Source organism: Burkholderia sp. 9777_1386 (assembly GCF_015712265.1).
GTDB lineage: Bacteria > Pseudomonadota > Gammaproteobacteria > Burkholderiales > Burkholderiaceae > Burkholderia > Burkholderia cenocepacia.
In genome coordinates, this window is record NZ_JACCQB010000024.1 from 42,970 (window position 1) to 59,938 (window position 16,969).

The following is a 16,969-nucleotide window of genomic DNA, read 5'->3' on the forward strand; positions in this document are numbered from 1 at the left end:
CCATCCACCACCGAGCACGCGCCATGCGCATCCGAAGTCCTCGCCCTCCGAGTTGCTTCTCCGCCTGACAGGCCGGACGCCTGCGTCTCCTTCCCGAGCCACCGTCCCGCCGACACGCGGACGATGCGCGCCGTAGTCCTTCCCGTGCATGCTTGAACACGACGTCGATGCGGTCGTCCCGCATCGCACATCGCAATGCGTGCGACACGTTCCGCGTAACGGCGCGTCATCGATCCGCCGATCCGATCCATTTATTTTGCATCACTGATTTTATTCACGGGGATTCTCGCTTCCGAAGCCGCGCACGCCCCGTCTCGATCGTCTTTCATACAGGAGCAATGGAATGATGCTGGGCTTGACGTTCTGGAAACACGTGATAGGCGCGCGAACCCCTGCTCTTTGCGAGGACCGGACGACGGCGCACGGCCGACACCGCCGGGTATCGAGAACGCTCGTGCTGGCGAGCGCCATCGTGGCGTTCGCGGCAATCGCATTCGGCGCGCCGGTCGTCGGCATTTCAGTGTTTCTGCTGACGACGCTGCCGTTCGTGCTGTCGGGAACCTGACGTTGTCCGTATCGCGCGCGGCGGCATCGGCGCTCGATACGAGATTTTAATGCCCGGCCCCCGCGTATCTGACACCGTCTTTACGCGGGTTTGTCTAGGATTTCCCTGTCATCCCGACACGGAGAGATCCGCATGCAAACGCATCAGGCCGCCGTCGGCGGCCAATCCGGCCGCCCTCAGCAACGCGGTGGCACACCGTTCGCGACCGCGCTCGCCGACGCCTGTCCGCCGGACAATATCCTGCTCGACGTACCGGTGGAAAGCGCGATCCAGTTGTTCGATCTCGTCGCTCACCATGTCGCACGCGACAGCGGCGTATCCGCGGAACGGATCCGGGCCGAACTGATCAAGCGCGAACAACTCGGCTCGACCGGCCTCGGCCAGGGCGTCGCGATTCCGCATGCGCGAGTCGACGGGATCGGCTCGGCCGTCGCGCTGTTCGTCCGCGCGCGATACCCGTTCACGTTCAACGCGCCCGACCGCAAGCCCGTGCGCGAATTCGTCGTGCTGGTTCTGCCGCACGCGGACGACCGTGCACACCTCGAACTGCTCGCCGACGCCGCACGATGGTTCAGCGAACGCGCGATCCGGCAAGCGTCACGCGACGCACAAACGCCCGACGAGATCCGCCGACTCATGCAACGCACTGTTTGATCGAGCGTCGCGCAACGACAGGTATCCCCTTCATCCTTTCGAACGCCCATGTTCCCAGACCCTGACACTCCCACTCGACGCGTGGCCGGCTTGGCCCGCTCACTGCCGTTCATGCAGGCGCTGCACGGACAGACCGTCGTCATCATCGACGGTGGTGCCGCCAGCGACGCCCACACGCGCTCGGCCTTCGCGCAGGATGTCGCGCTGCTCGCGCTCACCGGCATCCATCCGATCGTGATCCAAAGCATTCCGACTGCGTCCGTCGCGCAATCGGTCCACGCGACACACGCCGCCATGGCCGGCGTCAACCATGAACTCGTGCGCCTGATCGGCAGCCACGGCGCGCGGGCAATCGGCGTCGACGGTCACGACGGCGGCCTGCTGGTCGCCAGCGCCGGATCCGGCCACGCGAACACGAGCGAGGTCGCGCGGTTCGACGTCACCGCATTGAATGCGTTTCTCGACAATGGACTGGTGCCCGTCGTGATGCCGATCGCACCAGACGACGCGGGCCGCGACTGCCTGCTGCGCCCTGAACGGCTCGGCAGCGTGCTCGCGCAACACACGTGCGCCGTCTCGTTGGTGATGATGGTCGACAAAGGGTGGCTGCGCGAACTCGGCGAGCTGGCCGGGCTGTACGGCATCACGGAGCTCGAGCAATGGCTCGCCGAGCATCCGGCCGCCGATGCGGCGCCGTGCGTGCGGGACGCGCTCGATGCGCTCGCGCACGGCGTGCAGAACGTCCATCTCGCCGATATCGGGCAACCCGAATCGTTGATCGACGAACTGTTGACTGACGAAGGATCGGGCGTGGTGTTCTGCCGGCGCGGCAACACCGATCTGCTGTCGGAAATCCGTCGTTACTTCGCCGATTCGGCGTGCGTGCTGCGCGACGGGTTCAGCGTCGAGCGGAAGCCGGTCGTGCGGTTTTGACCGGGCAGCACGAACACGCTTGCGGCGGCCCGCAAAGGCCGCCGCAAGCGGGCAAGCATCGACACGGCAACGACGTCAACGCCGCGCCGCCAGTCTCCTGACGACACTCACCAGCGCATCGACTTCATCGCACGTGTTGTAGAACGCGAGCGACGGCCGCACCGTGGCTTCGAGCCCGAAGCGCCGCAGGATCGGTTGCGCGCAGTGGTGCCCCGAGCGCACCGCGATGCCCTCTTCGTTCAGCGCCTGCCCGACCTCCTCGGTTTCATAGCCCTTCAGCACGAACGAAAGCACGCTCGCCTTGTCGCGCGCGGTACCGACGAGCCGCACGCCCGGCACCGGCGCGAGCACGCTCGTCGCATACGCGAGCAGATCGTGCTCGTAGCGCGCGATGTTCTCGATGCCGACGCGGTTCACGTAGTCGAGCGCCGCGCCGAGCCCCACCGCATCCGCGATGTTGCCGGTGCCGGCTTCGAAGCGGTTCGGCGGCGGCTGAAACACCGTGCGCTCGAACGTCACGTCCGCGATCATGTTGCCGCCCCCCTGCCACGGCGGCATGTCGTCGAGGATCGCGCGTTTGCCGTACACGACGCCGATCCCGGTCGGCCCGTAGATCTTGTGCCCGGAGAACACGAAGAAATCCGCATCGAGCGCCTGCACGTCCACGCGCATGTGCGAGATCGACTGCGCACCGTCGACCAGCGCCTTCGCGCCGGCGCGATGCGCGAGCTCGACGATCTCCTTCACCGGCACGACCGTGCCGAGCGCGTTCGACACCTGCGTGACCGACACGATCTTCGTGCGATCGTTGAGCAGCTTCCGGTATTCGTCGAGCAGCACCTGCCCCGAATCGTCGACCGGAATCACGCGCAGCTTCGCACCCTTGAGCGCGGCAAGCTGCTGCCACGGCACGATGTTCGCGTGATGCTCGAGATGCGACACGACGATCTCGTCGCCTTCGCCGACGTTCTGCACGCCCCACGTCTTCGCGATCAGGTTGATCGCCTCGGTCGTGCCGCGCACGAACACGATCTCGTCGGGCGACGATGCGCCGATGAAGCGCTGCACCGTCTCCCGCGCATGCTCGTACGCATCCGTCGCGCGTCCCGCCAGTGCATGCGCCGCGCGGTGGATGTTCGAGTTCTCGTGAGCGTAGAAGTACGCGAGTCGGTCGATCACGGCTTGCGGCTTGTGCGTCGTCGCCGCGTTGTCGAACCAGACGAGCTGCTTGCCGTTCACGCGTTCCTGCAGGATCGGGAAGTCGCGGCGGATCGCGTTCACGTCGAACGGCGGATGGGCGCCGCGATGCAGCTGACCGTGCGGCTCGGCTGCCTGCGCATCGTCGATGAAGTAGCGCGGCACGTCGGCGCCCGACGCGCGCGACGCCGGCACGTCGCGATGCACGGCCAGCAGCGCGCGCAGCGCGTCGTCGCCCGGCAACCCGAACGCTTCCGGCGACGCGAGGCCGTTCGACGGCACGACGATGTCCTGCGGCGTCGCCTGCCAGCCCTGCAGCGAACCGTCGGTGAAGTAGTACGGCGACGCCTTCGCCGCGCCTTCCGGTGCCGGCGCATTCACCTGCGGCACACCGAGCGCCGCGCCGCCGACGCGCGGCTCCAGCGCGGGCGCGATCGATACGACGTTGTCGGGCAGCCCGTTCTGCGCGGCCGCATGCGGCGCGAGCGCGGGTGCGCGGTTGCCGAGCGACAGCACGTGCGTCGGCGCGGACGGCGCGAGATTCGCGCCCGGTACCTTGCCTTGCGGCAGCGCGAGCCCCGGCACGCCGGTGCCCGCCCCGCCCGGGCCCGCGAGCGGCGAGCCGCCCGGCACCGGGTTGCTCACCGACGCGAGAATCGGCGCCGCCGCAGGCAAGGCCGACGGCACGCCGCCGACCGCGCCGCTGCCCGCCGACAGCCCGGGCGCGGTGGCCTGCCCGGGCGGCGTCGCGAAGAACTCGGACGCGAGCCGCGCAAGCGTCGCCGGGTCGGGCAAGCCGGCCGGCAGCGGCGCGTGCGGCAACGCGTGCGCGTCGCCGCCGGCCAGGCCGGAATTAACGGTAGGTGTCGGGATAGTCATGGAACTTGGCGATTTCGACGTCATCGAGGACAGCCAGCGCATCCGGCGAATGGACCGCGAGCGAGCAATACAGCGAGATCAGGTACGACGCGATCGCCTGGTTGTTGATCCCCATGAAGCGCACCGACAGGCCCGGCCCCTGCTCGCCGGCGACGCCCGGCTGATACAGGCCGACGACGCCCTGGCGCTTGTCGCCGACGCGCAGCAGCAGGATCTTGGTCTTGCCGTCCGCGACCGGCACCTTGTCCGACGGAATCAGCGGAATGCCGCGCCACGTGAGGAATTGCGAGCCGAACAGGCTGACCGTCGGCGGCGGCACGCCGCGCCGCGTGCATTCGCGGCCGAACGCGGCGATCGCGAGCGGGTGTGTGAGGAAGAATGCCGGCTCCTTCCACACCTTCGTCAGCAGCTCGTCGAGATCGTCCGGCGTCGGCGCGCCCGTCAGCGGGAAGATCCGCTGTTCGTCGGTCACGTTCGCGAGCAGCCCATAGTCGGGGTTGTTGATCAGCTGGCTTTCCTGCAGCTCCTTGATCGTCTCGATCGTCAGGCGCAGCTGCTCCTTGATCTGGTCGTGAGGACTGCTGTAAAGATCGGAGATCCGCGTATGCACGTCGAGCACCGTGCTCACCGCGTTCAGGAAGTATTCGCGCGGCTGTTCCTCGTACGGCACGAAGGTCTGCGGCAGCACGCTTTCGTCCTCGAGCTGCGTGCATGCGGCGCGCACGGCTTCCGGGTTCTTCACCTGGTTCAGGCGGTAGATGCCGGCCTCGACCGGCACCCATTGCAGCAGATGGGTCAGCCAGCGCGGCGTGATCGTGGAAAGCTGGGGGACGGTCTTGGTAGCGTTCGCTAGTTGGCGGGCGGCGTGATCGCTCAGCGCGGCCGTGCCGCTTGCAACGGTCGACATGTGTGGCTCCGGGTTCTTAAGATGAAAAACGGGATTGCTTATGACGCTGGGTGATTATCGGAAGCACGCCCCTGCCGGCTCAACATGCTATAGCCGTCAGGTCGTGCAACCGAAGGGGAAACGGGGCGAAGCGACCTCAGGTGACGTACGCACCCGGCAGCAGCGTCGAGATCGACACGTCGAACGCGCGCGCGATCTTGTCGGCCGTGACGATCGACGCGATCGCCTCGCCACGCTCGATCTCGCCGACGTACGAGCGGTTCAGCCCCGCATGCTCGGCCAGCTGCTCCTGCGACCACGTGCGCGCTTCGCGCAGCTTGCGCACGGTGGCGCCGAAGTGATGGATGAGGTCGCTCATCGCGCCTCCTAGGCGACGCGCGCCGCCGTGCGCGGCGCGGCGTTCGCTTCGCTGCGCAGCACGGCCTGCGTGACGTTTTCGCCGGCCGGCACGTCCTGCGTGAGCCAAACGTTGCCGCCGATCACCGCGCCGCGCCCGATCGTCACGCGGCCGAGGATCGTTGCGCCCGCATAGATCACCACGTCGTCCTCGACGATCGGATGGCGCGCGAGCCCTTTCTCCAGATGGCCGGCCGCATCGCGCGGGAAGCGCTTCGCGCCGAGCGTGACGGCCTGGTACACGCGCACGCGCTCGCCGATGATCGCCGTCTCGCCGATCACGACGCCCGTGCCGTGGTCGATGAAGAAGCCCGCGCCGATGCGCGCGCCCGGATGAATGTCGATGCCGGTTTCCGCATGCGCCTGCTCAGCGATGATTCGCGCGAGCAGCGGCAGGCCGAGCCCGTACAGCTCGTGCGCGAGCCGATGGTGGATCATCGCGAGGATGCCGGGATAGCACAGCAGCACCTCGTCGACGCTGCCGGCCGCCGGATCGCCATGGAACGCCGCCAGCACGTCGCTGTCGAGCAGCCGGCGAATCTCCGGCAAGCGCGCGGCGAATGCCTGCACGGCCTTCGACGCGACTTCGTCGAGGTTGTCTGCCGGCCCGTCGGCATGGCGGTGACGCGCCGCATAGCGCAATTCGAGCGTCACCTGCGCGAGCAGCGCATTCAGCGCCGCGTCGAGCGCGTGGGCCACGTGGAAGTTCTCGCTCTCCTGCCGCAGGTCGGGCGGCCCGAGCCGCATCGGGAACAGCACGCCCTTCAGCGCGCCGACGATCTGCGCGAGTGCCTCGCGCGCCGGCAAATCGCGCCCGCCCGGTTCGAGCGAGCGCCGCTGCTTTTCGCGCCATGCACGGCGCACCGTCTGCAGCGATTGAACGATGTCGTCGATCTCGAATGCGGCCATGCTGCTTTCTCCCCGTAACGGCCGTGAATCAATCCTGCGCCCAAGGCAGGCCGCGGAAGCGCCAGCCGTTTTGGCCGCCGCGATGCTGCCGCTCGTCGAGGTCGCCCTCGAAGCCTTCGAGCACATTGAAAACCTGCGTGAAGCCCGCCTTCGCCGCGGCCTCGGCCGCCTGCGCCGAGCGGTTGCCGCTGCGGCACAACAACAGCACGACCGCGTCCTTGCCGGTCTTCGCTTCCAGTTCGCGCACGAAGCGCGGGTTGCGCGTCAGGCTCGTGCCGGTCGCCCACGGCACGTGCAGCGATTCAGGCACGTAACCGACGAATTTCCGTTCCTCGGCCGTGCGCACGTCCACCAGCAACGCATCGCCCGCCGAGAACAGCGCCCACGCGGCTTCCGGCGCGACGCCGCCCGCATAGGGCGTGCCGGCCGCCACGGCTGCCGCGCGCGCGTCTTCGAGCGCCTGCTGCGCGGCGGTTCGTTCTTCCAGTTCAACCGTCATGACACTTCCTTGTTTTCGCAGATTCGTATGAACAAAAACACCGGGAATGCGGCTGTTGCAGCTTGCGTGCTGTCTATAGCCGTCAGCGTCACTATGCGAGTGCGGTCGGGGAAGCAGAACCAATAAAAATTCATTTCCTAATCAGCGCCGCGGGGAATGCAATAGCAGACGCGCGCTATCGGTGCGCGGTTGATGGCGGGCGGGAAATGAAAGGCGACGACCGTTCGACGTCGTGCATCGAAGGAGTTTGAAAGGAAGGGGAAGAACGAGCAGCGCGGCATTCCGCGCGTCGTCATGGAATCCGAAATGCGCGGGCGAAGCCACCGAGCGTCGCCGGCGCATGGGTTCTTCAGGATGTCATACCACTGGATCGACCGGCACAATCGGCACCCCGCGCGCTTCAATATCGCGCCCGGCAAGCAGACACAGATCCTCGCGATGATGCGTGGCCACCACCTGCACGCCCACCGGCACGCCGTTCACGATCGATGTCGTAACGGCCAGCCCCGGCAGCCCCATCGCGGGCAGCGCGCGCAACGTGAGCTGCGCTTCCCACACGCGCTCGAAGCCGTCCGGCCCTTGCCGGTCGAGATCGTCGGGGAACGGCAGTTCCGCCGAAACGGGCAACAGCAGCACCGCATAGTCGTCGAGAAACAGCCGCCACGCTCGCGTCAGCGTGGTACGCCGGACCAGCGCGCGGCTGATCACGTCGGCCGGCAGGTCGCGCACCTTGCCGCGCACGGCGGCGATCACCGCGGCCGCGCCCGGATCGCCGTCTTGCGACACGGCGTTCGCCAGCGCGTCGAATCCGTCGCCGAGCCACAGCTGCTCCTGCAGCAGCGCGGCCTCGCGCATCGGCGGCGTATCGTCGATCTCGTCGACGGTCCAACCGGCATCGACCAGCCGGCGCGCGGCATCGCGCAACGCGGCCTCGACTTCGGGCACGACCTCCAGGCCGCGCGGACGCACGCACAGCGCCGCGCGCTTCGGCACCTCGCGCCCGTCGAACGGCACCGCGACGTGCCACGGATCGCGCGGGTCCGGCGCGGAGAAGGCGCGTAGCGCGAGCGAGAGATCGTCGATCGTGCGCGCGATCGGCCCGGCCGTCGACATCAGTTGCGCGCCGATCGCCCGCTCGGGCGACGATGCATTGAATGCCGGCACGCGGCCGAGCGACGGCCGGATCCCGTGTACGCCGCATGCATAGGCCGGGTAGCGCACCGAGCCGCCGATGTCGGTGCCGATCGCGAGCGGGCCGATCCCGGCAGCCACGGCCGCCGCCGCGCCACCGCTCGATCCGCCCGGCGTCAGCGACGCATTGCGCGGATTGCGCGTGTGGCCGTGCACGAGATTCGCCGTGAACCAGCGCAATGCGAACGTCGGGGAATTGGTGCGGCCGAGCAGCACCCCGCCGGCCTTCCGGATGTTCGCGACCACCGGGCTGTCGGCGGGCGCGACCAGATTGCGCTGCAAACGCGTGCCGTTGGTCGTCGCAAAGCCGGCCTGATCGACGTTGATCTTCACGGTGACGGGGACGCCCGCGAGCGGCCCCGGATCGTCGCCGCGCGCGATCGCGCGATCGACTTCGTCGGCCTGCTGCCGCACGTCGTCGGGACGGTGTTCGACCACCGCGTTGATCGCCGGATTCACGGCATCGAGACGATCGAGCACCGCGTCCGCCACTTCGCGCGCGGATACGTCGCGCCGCCGCACGCGTTTCGCGAGTTCGGTCGCGGACAGTTGCCAGAGTTCGGTCATGACTTCTCCTGGTGAAAAGACATCACGATCACGCGCGGAACCGCGCCCCTCACGAAAGCGCGGCGCCGCATGCGCTCACTGCGTATCCTGCTTCGCGCGCTCGGCCGCGGCGATGATCGCGTCGGCCACGGCCTTCGGCTGGCTCAGCATCGCGACGTGGCTCGCGTTCACGCGCGTGACCGTCGCGCCGATCCGCTTCGCCATCGCTTCCTGCAGCGTCGGGTCGATCATCCGGTCCTGCGTCGCGACGACGAACGTCGACGGCTTCGCATGCCACGCGGCCTGCGTGACCTTCTCCGAGATGCACCCGCCATACCACGGCCCCTGGGTCGCCGCGACGAGGCGCTGCTGCGCGGGCGGCAGATCCGGCGCGAAGTCCTGCGCGATCGCCTTGTCCGACAGCCGTGCGAAACCGCCCGCGTCCTTGCGCAACTCGCCGGCCCATGCCGGCGCCGGCAGCCCCTGCGTGACGTCCGCGATCGACTGGCCGTTGTCGGGGGCGAACGCCGCGACGTACACGAGCGACTTCACCTTGTCGTCGTTGCCCGCGTCGCTGATCACGACGCCCGCCCACGAATGGCCGACCAGCACGACCGGCCCCTTCTGTTCGTCGATCGTACGCTTCGCCGCGGCCGCATCGTCGGCGAGCGAGCTCAGCGGATTCTGCACCGACACCACGTGCAGCCCGCGCGCCTCCAGCAGCGGAATCACGCGGTTCCAGCTCGATCCGTCGGCGAACGCGCCGTGCACGAGCACGACGTTGGTGCCCTTCAGGTCTTCCTTCGGCGCGGCCTGCGCCGCGACCGCACCGAACAGTCCGCCGATCATCGCGGCGGATACCAGAACGCGTTTCGTCAAACCGGCCATCGTCATGCTCCTTTGCTTGTCGTGTCGTTCAAATGAAGGACTGCAGTGAAGGCCGCGCCTGCATGCGGCAGGCGCGGCGCGGAATCACGAATGCGCGTACAGGTCGTCGGCGGCGTTGCGTGCGGCACGCGGCTGCGCGGCATCGCGATGGCCGGCCGGCGTCGACGCATCGGCCACGTTGTCGCCTTGCGACTTCGACGGGCCGTTCTGGTCCGAACGTGCGACCTGCTCGGCAGCCGCGACGGCATGCTCTGCGGCGGCGATGTCGTCCGGGTAATGCGCTTCGCTGCCGGCCGGGTTGTAGCCGGCCTTCTCGAGACGGACGAGGTCGGCGCGCACTTCGGCACGCGTGAGGCCGTGGCCGGTATCGGCGAACGACAGTGCGGGTGCGACGGCGAGAATGGCAACGGCGAGGATTCGAGCGGCTTTCATGAGATTTCTCCTTGAACGAAGTTGGGGGTGTCGATCACCTGGCATCCGGTGCGAACGCCTGGCACCGAACGTTTGCTGCATGTCGACAGTAGAACCCGCGCACGTATCCGGCATGTTTCCGAAACCGGGGCTTTCTGCATGCCAGTTTTTCAGGAGCGGCCGCAGATACAGAGCGATACAAACCCGTTTGCCGATGCGCTGCGCCGTTCCCCGCGCACCACGAAAAAAGGCGTGCCTCGCAGGGCACGCCTTTCCGTCACCTTCAACTTCACCTCGCCGTGTCACGTCACGGCGCGAGCCGCGTGAACACGTAATCGTGGTTTTTCACCCGCGCCTGATGGCATGCAAAGCATGTCTGATGCTGGCCGAGGTCGGCTGGCACGCCGTTGATGAAGCGCCCGAATCCCCAGCCGCCCGTCGCCGCATAGCGGCGCGAATCCTTCACCATCACCTGCACGGTCGTCGCCTGGCCGGGCACCGTCGCGGGCGCGAACTCGTCGGACTGCTTGCGCTTGTATGCGAGCTTCACGAGGATCGTGCCGTCCGGAAACGGCAGCGTCGCCTGTTCGAGCGCGCGGATCGCGACCGGGTTGCCGAGCACCACCCGCAGTTCGTCGAGCGGTGCGGCCTCTTCGGCCGGCGCGACCATCTCCCACTTCCGGTAGCCGGGCGGAATCGTCACGCCGTAGATCGGCGACGCGGCCGCGGCCGGCTTCGGCTGCTCCGCGAACGCGGCCGGACCGCTCGCCGACCACGCACCGGCCAGCAGCACGCCCGCGACGAGCACATGGCGCGCGCCGCGCCGCCCCATTCCCACGCGGGCCCGCATCACAGATGCTCCACTTGCAGGATCGCATCGGCGAATGCCTGCGGCGCTTCCTGCGGCAGGTTGTGGCCGATGCCGCCGGTGATGGTCCGGTGCTGGTACTTGCCGGTGAACTTCTTCGCGTACGCGGCCGGCTCCGGATGCGGCGCGCCGTTCGCGTCGCCTTCCATCGTGATCGTCGGCACGGTGATCGCGGGCCCGGCCGCGAGACGCCGCTCGATGTCGTCGTATTGCGCTTCGCCCTTCGCGAGCCCGAGCCGCCAGCGATAGTTGTGGATCACGACGGCCACGTGATCGGGATTCCGGAACGATGCGGCCGAGCGCGCATACGTCTCGTCGGAGAACTGCCACTTCGGCGACGCGAGTTGCCAGATCAGCTTGTTGAACGCATCGCGGTTCTGCGCGTAGCCGAGTTCGCCGCGCTCGGTCGTGAAGTAGAACTGATACCACCACTGGAATTCGGCCTGCGGCGGCAGCGGCTTGGCGTTCGCCGCCTGGCTGCCGATCAGGTAGCCGCTCACCGACACCAGCGCCTTCACGCGCTGCGGCCACAGCGCCGCGATGATGTCGGCCGTGCGTGCGCCCCAGTCGTAGCCGCCGAACACCGCGCGGTCGATCTTCAGCGCATCCATCAGCGCGACGATGTCGACGGCCGTCACCGCCTGCTGGCCGTTGCGCACCGTGTCGGCCGAGCGGAACGTCGTCGAGCCGTAGCCGCGCAGGTACGGCACGATCACGCGATAGCCGGCCGCGACGAGCAGCGGCGCGACGTCCGCGTAGCTGTAGATGTCGTACGGCCAGCCGTGCAGCAGGAACACGACCGGGCCCTGCTTCGGTCCGAGATCCGCATAACCGACGTTGAGCACGCCCGCGTCGATCTGGTGGATCGGGCCCAGCGACGCAGCGCCGGCCGGGCGCTTCGCCGCCGATGCATCGGGCGCCGACTGCGCATGCGCGAGCGCGCTGAAGCCGAGGTCGGCCAGGCTCAGGCTCGCCAGTGTCGAGCCCAGGATCAGGCGGCGGCGGGTGTTCACGGTATCAGGCATGACTCGTTCTCCATTGTCGATCGCTCAGGAAAGGGCCCGCGGCACGTGCGGGCATCGGGTGTCGCCGTTCGCAGCGGCGGCGCATGGCACCGCGCCGCCGTGCGAATCGCTTCACCGGTTTTATATCCGAACCATCCGGACGCTTTGTATCCCAACGTATCCGTGTGCGAACACGACACACAGCGATTCAAAAATCGCGACAAAACGACGCTTCGGCGCGGCCGCGCGGCACTCGCGGCCCGGTACGCCGGCGTGTCAGAACAGCCTGGCGATCGCGGGCACGCTGAGCACCGCGACGTAATAGCCCATGAACTGCACGCCGGTGTTGAACGCGAACAGGCGCGACAGCATCCCGCCGAAGAGGCCGATCGTCACGATCACGGCGAGCCCGAGCAGTTGCCCTTCCCACACGCCGATCACGACGATCAGCCCCGCGAAGGTCGCGATGATCGCTTCATGGCTCAGCTTGCGCGCGACGAACGCCGCCGCGCGGTGCGCGTGGTGCATCGCGAGCGGATACGCGATCAGCGCGGCCAGCACGATCGCCAGCAGCCCGTAGCCGAGGAACGCGGGCCAGCTCATCAGCGTATGCAGGTTGTGGATCTGCCCGCTCGCCGCGTCGACCGTGAAGCGCGGCGGCGCATTGAACAGCGGCGCGGCCGGGCCGGCCGCCACCGGGCTCAGCGGCAGCCCGAACGCGATCAGCGGAATCAGCGCTTCGGCGATATAGGTGGCCTCGGTCACGCCGTTGCGCGCGGCGATCACGGTCGTCAGGCGCTGGTACGCATGACGCACGCGCGCGCCGACGATCTCGCCCATCAGCACCGTCATCGCGACCGGGCTGAACACGAACGTCGCGCTCGACACGGCGGCCGTGCCGACCGTCCACGCGACCTGCTCGCGGTCGAGCACCTTCAGCGGATTCGGGAAATAGCCGCGCCAGCTTTTCACGTCGGGCGCGAGCACGAACGTCGACGGCCCGTCGCGGCGCATGCGCCGCCGCTCGGCCGGCGACAGGATCGAGAACAGGTCGGCCACCAGCGGGCCGATCGCGATCCCGAGGAAGTAGCTGACGCTCAGCTTCACGCCGTAATGACCGGTGAGCGCCTGCAGCCCGACCACCAGCATCACGAACGGCACCAGCAGCAGCACCGATGCCCAGCGCCCCGCCGAGCAGTACGCGATGCCGACGGCCGCCGCGAGGAACACCCACGGCGCGGCCTTCGCGATCGCCGCGCCGAACGGCGCGAGCAGTGACGCGAACAACACCGCGAGCGGCAGCGCGACGAACGCGGCGACGATCGCGCCGGAGATCATCTTGCGCAGCGCGATGTGCGGCACGCCGAGCGCGCGCAGCAGCGTCGCCTGTTGCAGCAGCGGCGCGGCCATCGTGTCGCCGGGAATGCCGAGCAGCGCGGTCGGGATCGCATGCGTGATGTGCTTGGCCACCGCGCCCGCGAGGAAGAACGTGAACACGCCGGCCGGCGGCACGCCGAGCAGCGCGACGAGCAACGTGAGCGGCGCGATCGTCGTCGTTTCGTCGGTGCCGGAGATCAGCCCGATGCCGGAGAACACGATCGCGCCGAGCAGCCCCATCGCGAACGCGGCCGGCAACGCCTGCAGCAGTGCGTCCATCAGCGGCCTCCCGCGCGTGCGCGCCCGGTCGACGCGTCGTACGACGCGAACAGGTCGAGCAGCCCGAGTTCCTCCATCTCGGCGCGCGCGCTGGCCGACAGGTCGCTCGTCGCGCCCAGTCCGCCCGATGCTTCGGCGAGTTGCCGCAAGGCGTCGTCGCGCTCGGCGCTGCCCGCCGCATGCTCGATCACCGTGCGCTTCGGCTTGAACAGCACCGCGCAGATCGTGCCGGCCAGCAGGCAGCCGCCGAGGCCGATCAGCATCGCATAAGCGCGTGCGATCGCCGCGTCGTGCACGAACGATGCGAGCGCGATGCGGCCGATCTCGAACGCGCCGAGGCTGATCGCGATGCCGAGCAGCACCGACCACGCGAGATGCTTCGTCGCCACCGTGTCGCCCCACACCTCGACGAGCGTCGCGGCCGCCGCATCGGCGCCGGCCAACGGCCGGGTGCGATGCGGCGCGGGTGCGACGGCGCTTGAACCGGTCTGTTCCATGTGTCTCCTCCTGGTTTGATATGTCGCCGGCCATGCCGGCGCGGCGCGGACTGCACACCGCGTCGATCACGCGGCGCGCAGCCGCGCGTCAGCCGTCGCTGCGGCCCGCGAGCAGCTCGACGGCGAAATCGGTACGCACGTCCTTCGCCGCGACCATCCGCTGCGCGATCCGGTCGATGTCGGCGCCCGTCGCGCCGGCCGCGACGGCGATGTTGCGCGCATGCAGCGCCATGTGGCCGCGCTGGATTCCTTCGGTCGCGAGCGCACGCAGCGCCCCGAGATTCTGCGCAAGCCCGACCGCGACCGCAATTTCGCCGAGTTCCTGCGCGGACGTCACGTTCATGATCTTCAATGCGAGGCGCGCGAGCGGGTGCGTCTTCGTCGCGCCGCCGACGAGCCCGACCGGCATCGGCATCTCGATCGTGCCGACGAGGTCGCCGTTCGCGGCCTTCTCCCACGTCGTCAGCGACGTATAGCGGCCGCTGCGGCTCGCGTACGCATGCGCGCCGGCCTCGACCGCGCGCCAGTCGTTGCCGGTCGCGACCACCACCGGATCGATGCCGTTCATGATGCCCTTGTTGTGGGTCGCCGCGCGGTACGGATCGGTCGCCGCGAACACGTATGCGTCGATCACGCGGTCGATCACCGCTTCGCCGGCGTAATCGTCGGTCGCGAGCGTCGCGGCCGAGTACCGTACCTCCGCGCGCGCCAACCGCAGGTCGGCGAGGTTCGACAGTATCCGCAACCGTACCTGGCCGCCGGTAATCGCCTCGATGCGCGTCGCGACGGTCTCGGCCATCGTGTTGACCGTGTTCGCGCCCATCGCGTCGCGCACGTCGACGATCAGGTGCGCGACGATCATCGCGCCGCGCGGCGTGTCGGGAAACACGTGAACCTCGATGTCGCGGCAGCCGCCGCCGAGCCCGACCAGCACCTTGTCGCGGCTGTTCGCGAGCGCGATCAGTTCGGCCGCATGACGCAGGATCGCGAGCCGCGCGCCGTACGGATCGTCGACGCCGACCACCTGGACCTGCGCACGCATCAGCGGGCCGCTGCTCGACGTGCGGAAGCCGCCCGCCGCGCGCGAAAGCTTCGCCATGTACGATGCGGCCGCCACGATCGACGGCTCCTCGACGGCCATCGGCACGATCACGTCCCGGTCGTTGATCCTGAAGTAGCCGGCCACCGCCATCGGCAGCTCGAACGTGCCGATCACGTTCTCGATCATCCCGTTCGCGGTATCGAGCGGCAGCGCGCCCGGTCGGGCGAGCAGCGCGTGCTCGGCATCGTCGAGCCCGACGACGCGGGCCAGGTGGGACAGGCGTTGCTCGGGCGTCAGCGAGCGGAAGTTCGGCAAGGCGGAATCGATCGGCATGATGGGTTGACTGTTGCGGGGTGGCGGTATTGCCCGTCGGTGCTTGCGGCGGGCAGTGGATAGCCGAATAATAGTCACGCTGTACCCATTGAAAAGGTACAGACGGCGCAGACAGTCCCTCAACCGTACCCATGACAGTAGGCCGGCCCGACGGAAGATTCCGATGAAACAGCGTGCAAAAGCCAGCCTGTCTGGCGCGATGGCGGACAATCTCGCCAGACAGATCGAGGAAGGGGTGTTGCCGGCCGGCGCGAAACTGCCGTCGATCAGGGAATACGCTGAGGCGTCCGGCTGCTCGAAGAACACCGTGATCAGCGCGTTCGAGATGCTCGCGGCCGACGGCCTGATCGAGCCGCGCCGCGGCTCCGGCTTCTTCGTCACGCGACGTGCGGCGGCCACGCCCGACCTCGACGAGCCGAGCTCGCTCGACCGCGCGATGGACATCGTGTGGCTGATGCGCGAGCAACTGCACGTGAAACCCGACGTGCTCAATCTCGGCGAAGGCTTCCCGCCGATCGAGTGGCTCGAGGAAACGCGGCTGAACCAGTACCAGCAGCGCATCATGCGCACGAGCGCCGCGTCGCTGTTCCGCTACGGCAGCCGCTTCGGCTACCTGCCGCTGCGCCAGTCACTGCAACAGAAGCTCGCCGGTTACGAGATCGAGGCGCCGCCCGCGCAGATCGTGCTCACGCACGGCGCGAACCAGGCGATGGACCTCGTGCTGCGCTATTTCGTGCGCCCCGGCGACACCGTGCTCGTCGACGATCCCGGCTACTACCCGCTGTTCGGCAAGCTGAAGCTGAGCGGCGCGAACATCGTCGGCGTGCCGCGCGAGATCGACGGTCCCGACGTCGCGAAGCTGGCCGAGCATATCGCCGCGTACCGGCCGAAACTGTTCTTCACGCAATCGGTCGGCCACAACCCGACCGCGACCGATACGAGCGCGGCCAAGGCGCACCGCATCCTGCAGCTCGCCGACGCGCACGACCTGATCATCGTCGAGGACGATGCGCTGGCCGACCTGCGGCCGCGCTCGCTCACGCGCATCGCGACGCTCGACCAGTTGCGCCGCACGATCTATATCGGCAGTTTTTCGAAATCGGTGTCGGCCGCGCTGCGTGTCGGGTTTCTCGCGTGCAATGCGGCGCTTGCCAGCGATCTCGCCGACGTGAAGATGCTGACGCACGTCAGCAGCTCGGAATACTGCGAACGCACGCTCGATGCGATCGTCAGCGATGGCCACTTTCTCAGGCATACGAATCATCTGCAGGAGAAGCTGCGGCGCGCGACCGGCACCGCGCTCGATGCGCTCGGCCGTCTCGGCGCGGAGGTCTATCGGCCGTGCGAGCAGAACCTGTATCTGTGGGCCGCGCTGCCCGGCTGGCCGGATTCGATGTCGCTCGCGCAGGCGCTGCTGGAGCGCGGCGTGATCCTCGCGCCCGGGGCGGTATTCTCGCCGCACGCCGATCGTCCGTCGAAGTATTGCCGGTTCAACGTTGCGTATCTGGCGGACAAGCGGTTTGCGCAGGCGTTGCAGGCGATTGCGTAGGCGCGGCATGTCGTTGGAAAAGGGAAGCAACCGTAGCCGCGCGCC

Annotated in this window: 18 protein-coding genes; 5 read left to right on the forward strand and 13 right to left on the reverse strand. The window is 68.3% G+C overall.

Annotation, left to right across the window (positions count from 1 at the left end; translation table 11 throughout):
• Positions 1-343: 343 nt before the first annotated feature.
• The 3 genes from H0X91_RS18995 to H0X91_RS19005 all read left to right on the forward strand — a co-directional run bounded on the left by H0X91_RS18995 (position 344) and on the right by H0X91_RS19005 (position 2,152).
• Entirely contained in the window at positions 344-565 is a 222-nt protein-coding gene (locus tag H0X91_RS18995) for a hypothetical protein (RefSeq protein ID WP_006491013.1), read from the forward strand.
• A gap of 132 nt (positions 566-697) precedes the next feature.
• Positions 698-1,219, forward strand: a complete 522-nt coding sequence (locus H0X91_RS19000) for a PTS sugar transporter subunit IIA (RefSeq protein WP_006491012.1) — start codon at positions 698-700, stop codon at positions 1,217-1,219.
• Positions 1,220-1,267: 48 nt separating this feature from the next.
• Complete coding sequence (locus tag H0X91_RS19005; RefSeq protein ID WP_196433235.1) at positions 1,268-2,152, forward strand: acetylglutamate kinase; 885 nt, start codon at positions 1,268-1,270, stop codon at positions 2,150-2,152.
• A 75-nt stretch (positions 2,153-2,227) separates the two neighbouring features.
• Here the strand turns inward: H0X91_RS19005 and H0X91_RS19010 are convergent, their stop codons facing one another.
• The 8 genes from H0X91_RS19010 to H0X91_RS19045 form a co-directional block, all read right to left on the reverse strand.
• Positions 2,228-4,228, reverse strand: coding sequence for a family 2A encapsulin nanocompartment cargo protein cysteine desulfurase (locus H0X91_RS19010; protein WP_062885276.1), 2,001 nt, complete (start codon positions 4,226-4,228; stop codon positions 2,228-2,230).
• Complete coding sequence (locus H0X91_RS19015; RefSeq protein ID WP_006479760.1) at positions 4,203-5,135, reverse strand: family 2A encapsulin nanocompartment shell protein; 933 nt, start codon at positions 5,133-5,135, stop codon at positions 4,203-4,205. The genes H0X91_RS19010 and H0X91_RS19015 overlap by 26 nt, the downstream gene beginning before the upstream one ends.
• A gap of 136 nt (positions 5,136-5,271) precedes the next feature.
• Positions 5,272-5,493, reverse strand: coding sequence for a helix-turn-helix domain-containing protein (locus tag H0X91_RS19020; protein WP_006484517.1), 222 nt, complete (start codon positions 5,491-5,493; stop codon positions 5,272-5,274).
• A gap of 8 nt (positions 5,494-5,501) precedes the next feature.
• Complete coding sequence (gene epsC / locus H0X91_RS19025) at positions 5,502-6,440, reverse strand: serine O-acetyltransferase EpsC (protein ID WP_006495729.1); 939 nt, start codon at positions 6,438-6,440, stop codon at positions 5,502-5,504.
• Positions 6,441-6,468: 28 nt separating this feature from the next.
• Positions 6,469-6,939: a rhodanese-like domain-containing protein gene (locus H0X91_RS19030; RefSeq protein ID WP_048984332.1), complete on the reverse strand. Its 471-nt coding sequence runs from the start codon at positions 6,937-6,939 to the stop codon at positions 6,469-6,471.
• A 357-nt stretch (positions 6,940-7,296) separates the two neighbouring features.
• Positions 7,297-8,697 (reverse strand): amidase family protein, encoded by a 1,401-nt coding sequence (locus tag H0X91_RS19035; RefSeq protein WP_196433236.1) that lies wholly within the window; start codon positions 8,695-8,697, stop codon positions 7,297-7,299.
• A 75-nt stretch (positions 8,698-8,772) separates the two neighbouring features.
• Positions 8,773-9,564, reverse strand: coding sequence for an alpha/beta fold hydrolase (locus H0X91_RS19040; RefSeq protein WP_006484617.1), 792 nt, complete (start codon positions 9,562-9,564; stop codon positions 8,773-8,775).
• 84 nt (positions 9,565-9,648) lie between these two features.
• Positions 9,649-9,996, reverse strand: coding sequence for a DUF4148 domain-containing protein (locus H0X91_RS19045; protein ID WP_062910074.1), 348 nt, complete (start codon positions 9,994-9,996; stop codon positions 9,649-9,651).
• A gap of 27 nt (positions 9,997-10,023) precedes the next feature.
• Here H0X91_RS19045 and H0X91_RS19050 point away from each other — a divergent pair, with 27 nt between their 5' ends.
• On the forward strand, positions 10,024-10,302 hold the full coding sequence (locus H0X91_RS19050) for a hypothetical protein (protein WP_124633622.1): 279 nt from the start codon (positions 10,024-10,026) through the stop codon (positions 10,300-10,302).
• On the opposite strand, the gene H0X91_RS19055 is transcribed toward H0X91_RS19050, so the two are convergent.
• The 5 genes from H0X91_RS19055 to H0X91_RS19075 form a co-directional block, all read right to left on the reverse strand.
• Positions 10,283-10,825: a cytochrome P460 family protein gene (locus H0X91_RS19055; protein WP_012493119.1), complete on the reverse strand. Its 543-nt coding sequence runs from the start codon at positions 10,823-10,825 to the stop codon at positions 10,283-10,285. The genes H0X91_RS19050 and H0X91_RS19055 overlap by 20 nt on opposite strands.
• Complete coding sequence (locus H0X91_RS19060; RefSeq protein ID WP_006484595.1) at positions 10,825-11,868, reverse strand: alpha/beta fold hydrolase; 1,044 nt, start codon at positions 11,866-11,868, stop codon at positions 10,825-10,827. The genes H0X91_RS19055 and H0X91_RS19060 overlap by 1 nt, the downstream gene beginning before the upstream one ends.
• A gap of 255 nt (positions 11,869-12,123) precedes the next feature.
• On the reverse strand, positions 12,124-13,503 hold the full coding sequence (locus tag H0X91_RS19065; protein ID WP_006484537.1) for a tripartite tricarboxylate transporter permease: 1,380 nt from the start codon (positions 13,501-13,503) through the stop codon (positions 12,124-12,126).
• A complete protein-coding gene (locus H0X91_RS19070) occupies positions 13,503-14,000 on the reverse strand; it encodes a hypothetical protein (protein WP_006484516.1) in 498 nt (165 codons plus the stop codon). Before H0X91_RS19070 ends, H0X91_RS19065 begins: the two co-directional genes overlap by 1 nt.
• Before the next feature lie 88 nt (positions 14,001-14,088).
• Entirely contained in the window at positions 14,089-15,375 is a 1,287-nt protein-coding gene (locus H0X91_RS19075; RefSeq protein WP_006495735.1) for a hydroxymethylglutaryl-CoA reductase, degradative, read from the reverse strand.
• Positions 15,376-15,538: 163 nt separating this feature from the next.
• Here H0X91_RS19075 and H0X91_RS19080 point away from each other — a divergent pair, with 163 nt between their 5' ends.
• Positions 15,539-16,924 (forward strand): aminotransferase-like domain-containing protein, encoded by a 1,386-nt coding sequence (locus H0X91_RS19080; RefSeq protein ID WP_034202799.1) that lies wholly within the window; start codon positions 15,539-15,541, stop codon positions 16,922-16,924.
• Positions 16,925-16,969 lie beyond the last annotated feature (45 nt).

Excerpts from the sequence above, each read along its gene's own strand:
- H0X91_RS18995 (WP_006491013.1), top strand. The coding sequence starts at position 344 with ATGATGCTGGGCTTGACGTTCTGGAAACACGTGATAGGCGCGCGAACC.
- H0X91_RS19000 (WP_006491012.1), top strand. The coding sequence starts at position 698 with ATGCAAACGCATCAGGCCGCCGTCGGCGGCCAATCCGGCCGCCCTCAG.
- H0X91_RS19005 (WP_196433235.1), top strand. The coding sequence starts at position 1,268 with ATGTTCCCAGACCCTGACACTCCCACTCGACGCGTGGCCGGCTTGGCC.
- H0X91_RS19010 (WP_062885276.1), bottom strand. The coding sequence starts at position 4,228 with ATGACTATCCCGACACCTACCGTTAATTCCGGCCTGGCCGGCGGCGAC.
- H0X91_RS19015 (WP_006479760.1), bottom strand. The coding sequence starts at position 5,135 with ATGTCGACCGTTGCAAGCGGCACGGCCGCGCTGAGCGATCACGCCGCC.
- H0X91_RS19020 (WP_006484517.1), bottom strand. The coding sequence starts at position 5,493 with ATGAGCGACCTCATCCATCACTTCGGCGCCACCGTGCGCAAGCTGCGC.
- epsC (WP_006495729.1), bottom strand. The coding sequence starts at position 6,440 with ATGGCCGCATTCGAGATCGACGACATCGTTCAATCGCTGCAGACGGTG.
- H0X91_RS19030 (WP_048984332.1), bottom strand. The coding sequence starts at position 6,939 with ATGACGGTTGAACTGGAAGAACGAACCGCCGCGCAGCAGGCGCTCGAA.
- H0X91_RS19035 (WP_196433236.1), bottom strand. The coding sequence starts at position 8,697 with ATGACCGAACTCTGGCAACTGTCCGCGACCGAACTCGCGAAACGCGTG.
- H0X91_RS19040 (WP_006484617.1), bottom strand. The coding sequence starts at position 9,564 with ATGGCCGGTTTGACGAAACGCGTTCTGGTATCCGCCGCGATGATCGGC.
- H0X91_RS19045 (WP_062910074.1), bottom strand. The coding sequence starts at position 9,996 with ATGAAAGCCGCTCGAATCCTCGCCGTTGCCATTCTCGCCGTCGCACCC.
- H0X91_RS19055 (WP_012493119.1), bottom strand. The coding sequence starts at position 10,825 with ATGCGGGCCCGCGTGGGAATGGGGCGGCGCGGCGCGCGCCATGTGCTC.
- H0X91_RS19060 (WP_006484595.1), bottom strand. The coding sequence starts at position 11,868 with ATGCCTGATACCGTGAACACCCGCCGCCGCCTGATCCTGGGCTCGACA.
- H0X91_RS19065 (WP_006484537.1), bottom strand. The coding sequence starts at position 13,503 with ATGGACGCACTGCTGCAGGCGTTGCCGGCCGCGTTCGCGATGGGGCTG.
- H0X91_RS19070 (WP_006484516.1), bottom strand. The coding sequence starts at position 14,000 with ATGGAACAGACCGGTTCAAGCGCCGTCGCACCCGCGCCGCATCGCACC.
- H0X91_RS19075 (WP_006495735.1), bottom strand. The coding sequence starts at position 15,375 with ATGCCGATCGATTCCGCCTTGCCGAACTTCCGCTCGCTGACGCCCGAG.
- H0X91_RS19080 (WP_034202799.1), top strand. The coding sequence starts at position 15,539 with ATGAAACAGCGTGCAAAAGCCAGCCTGTCTGGCGCGATGGCGGACAAT.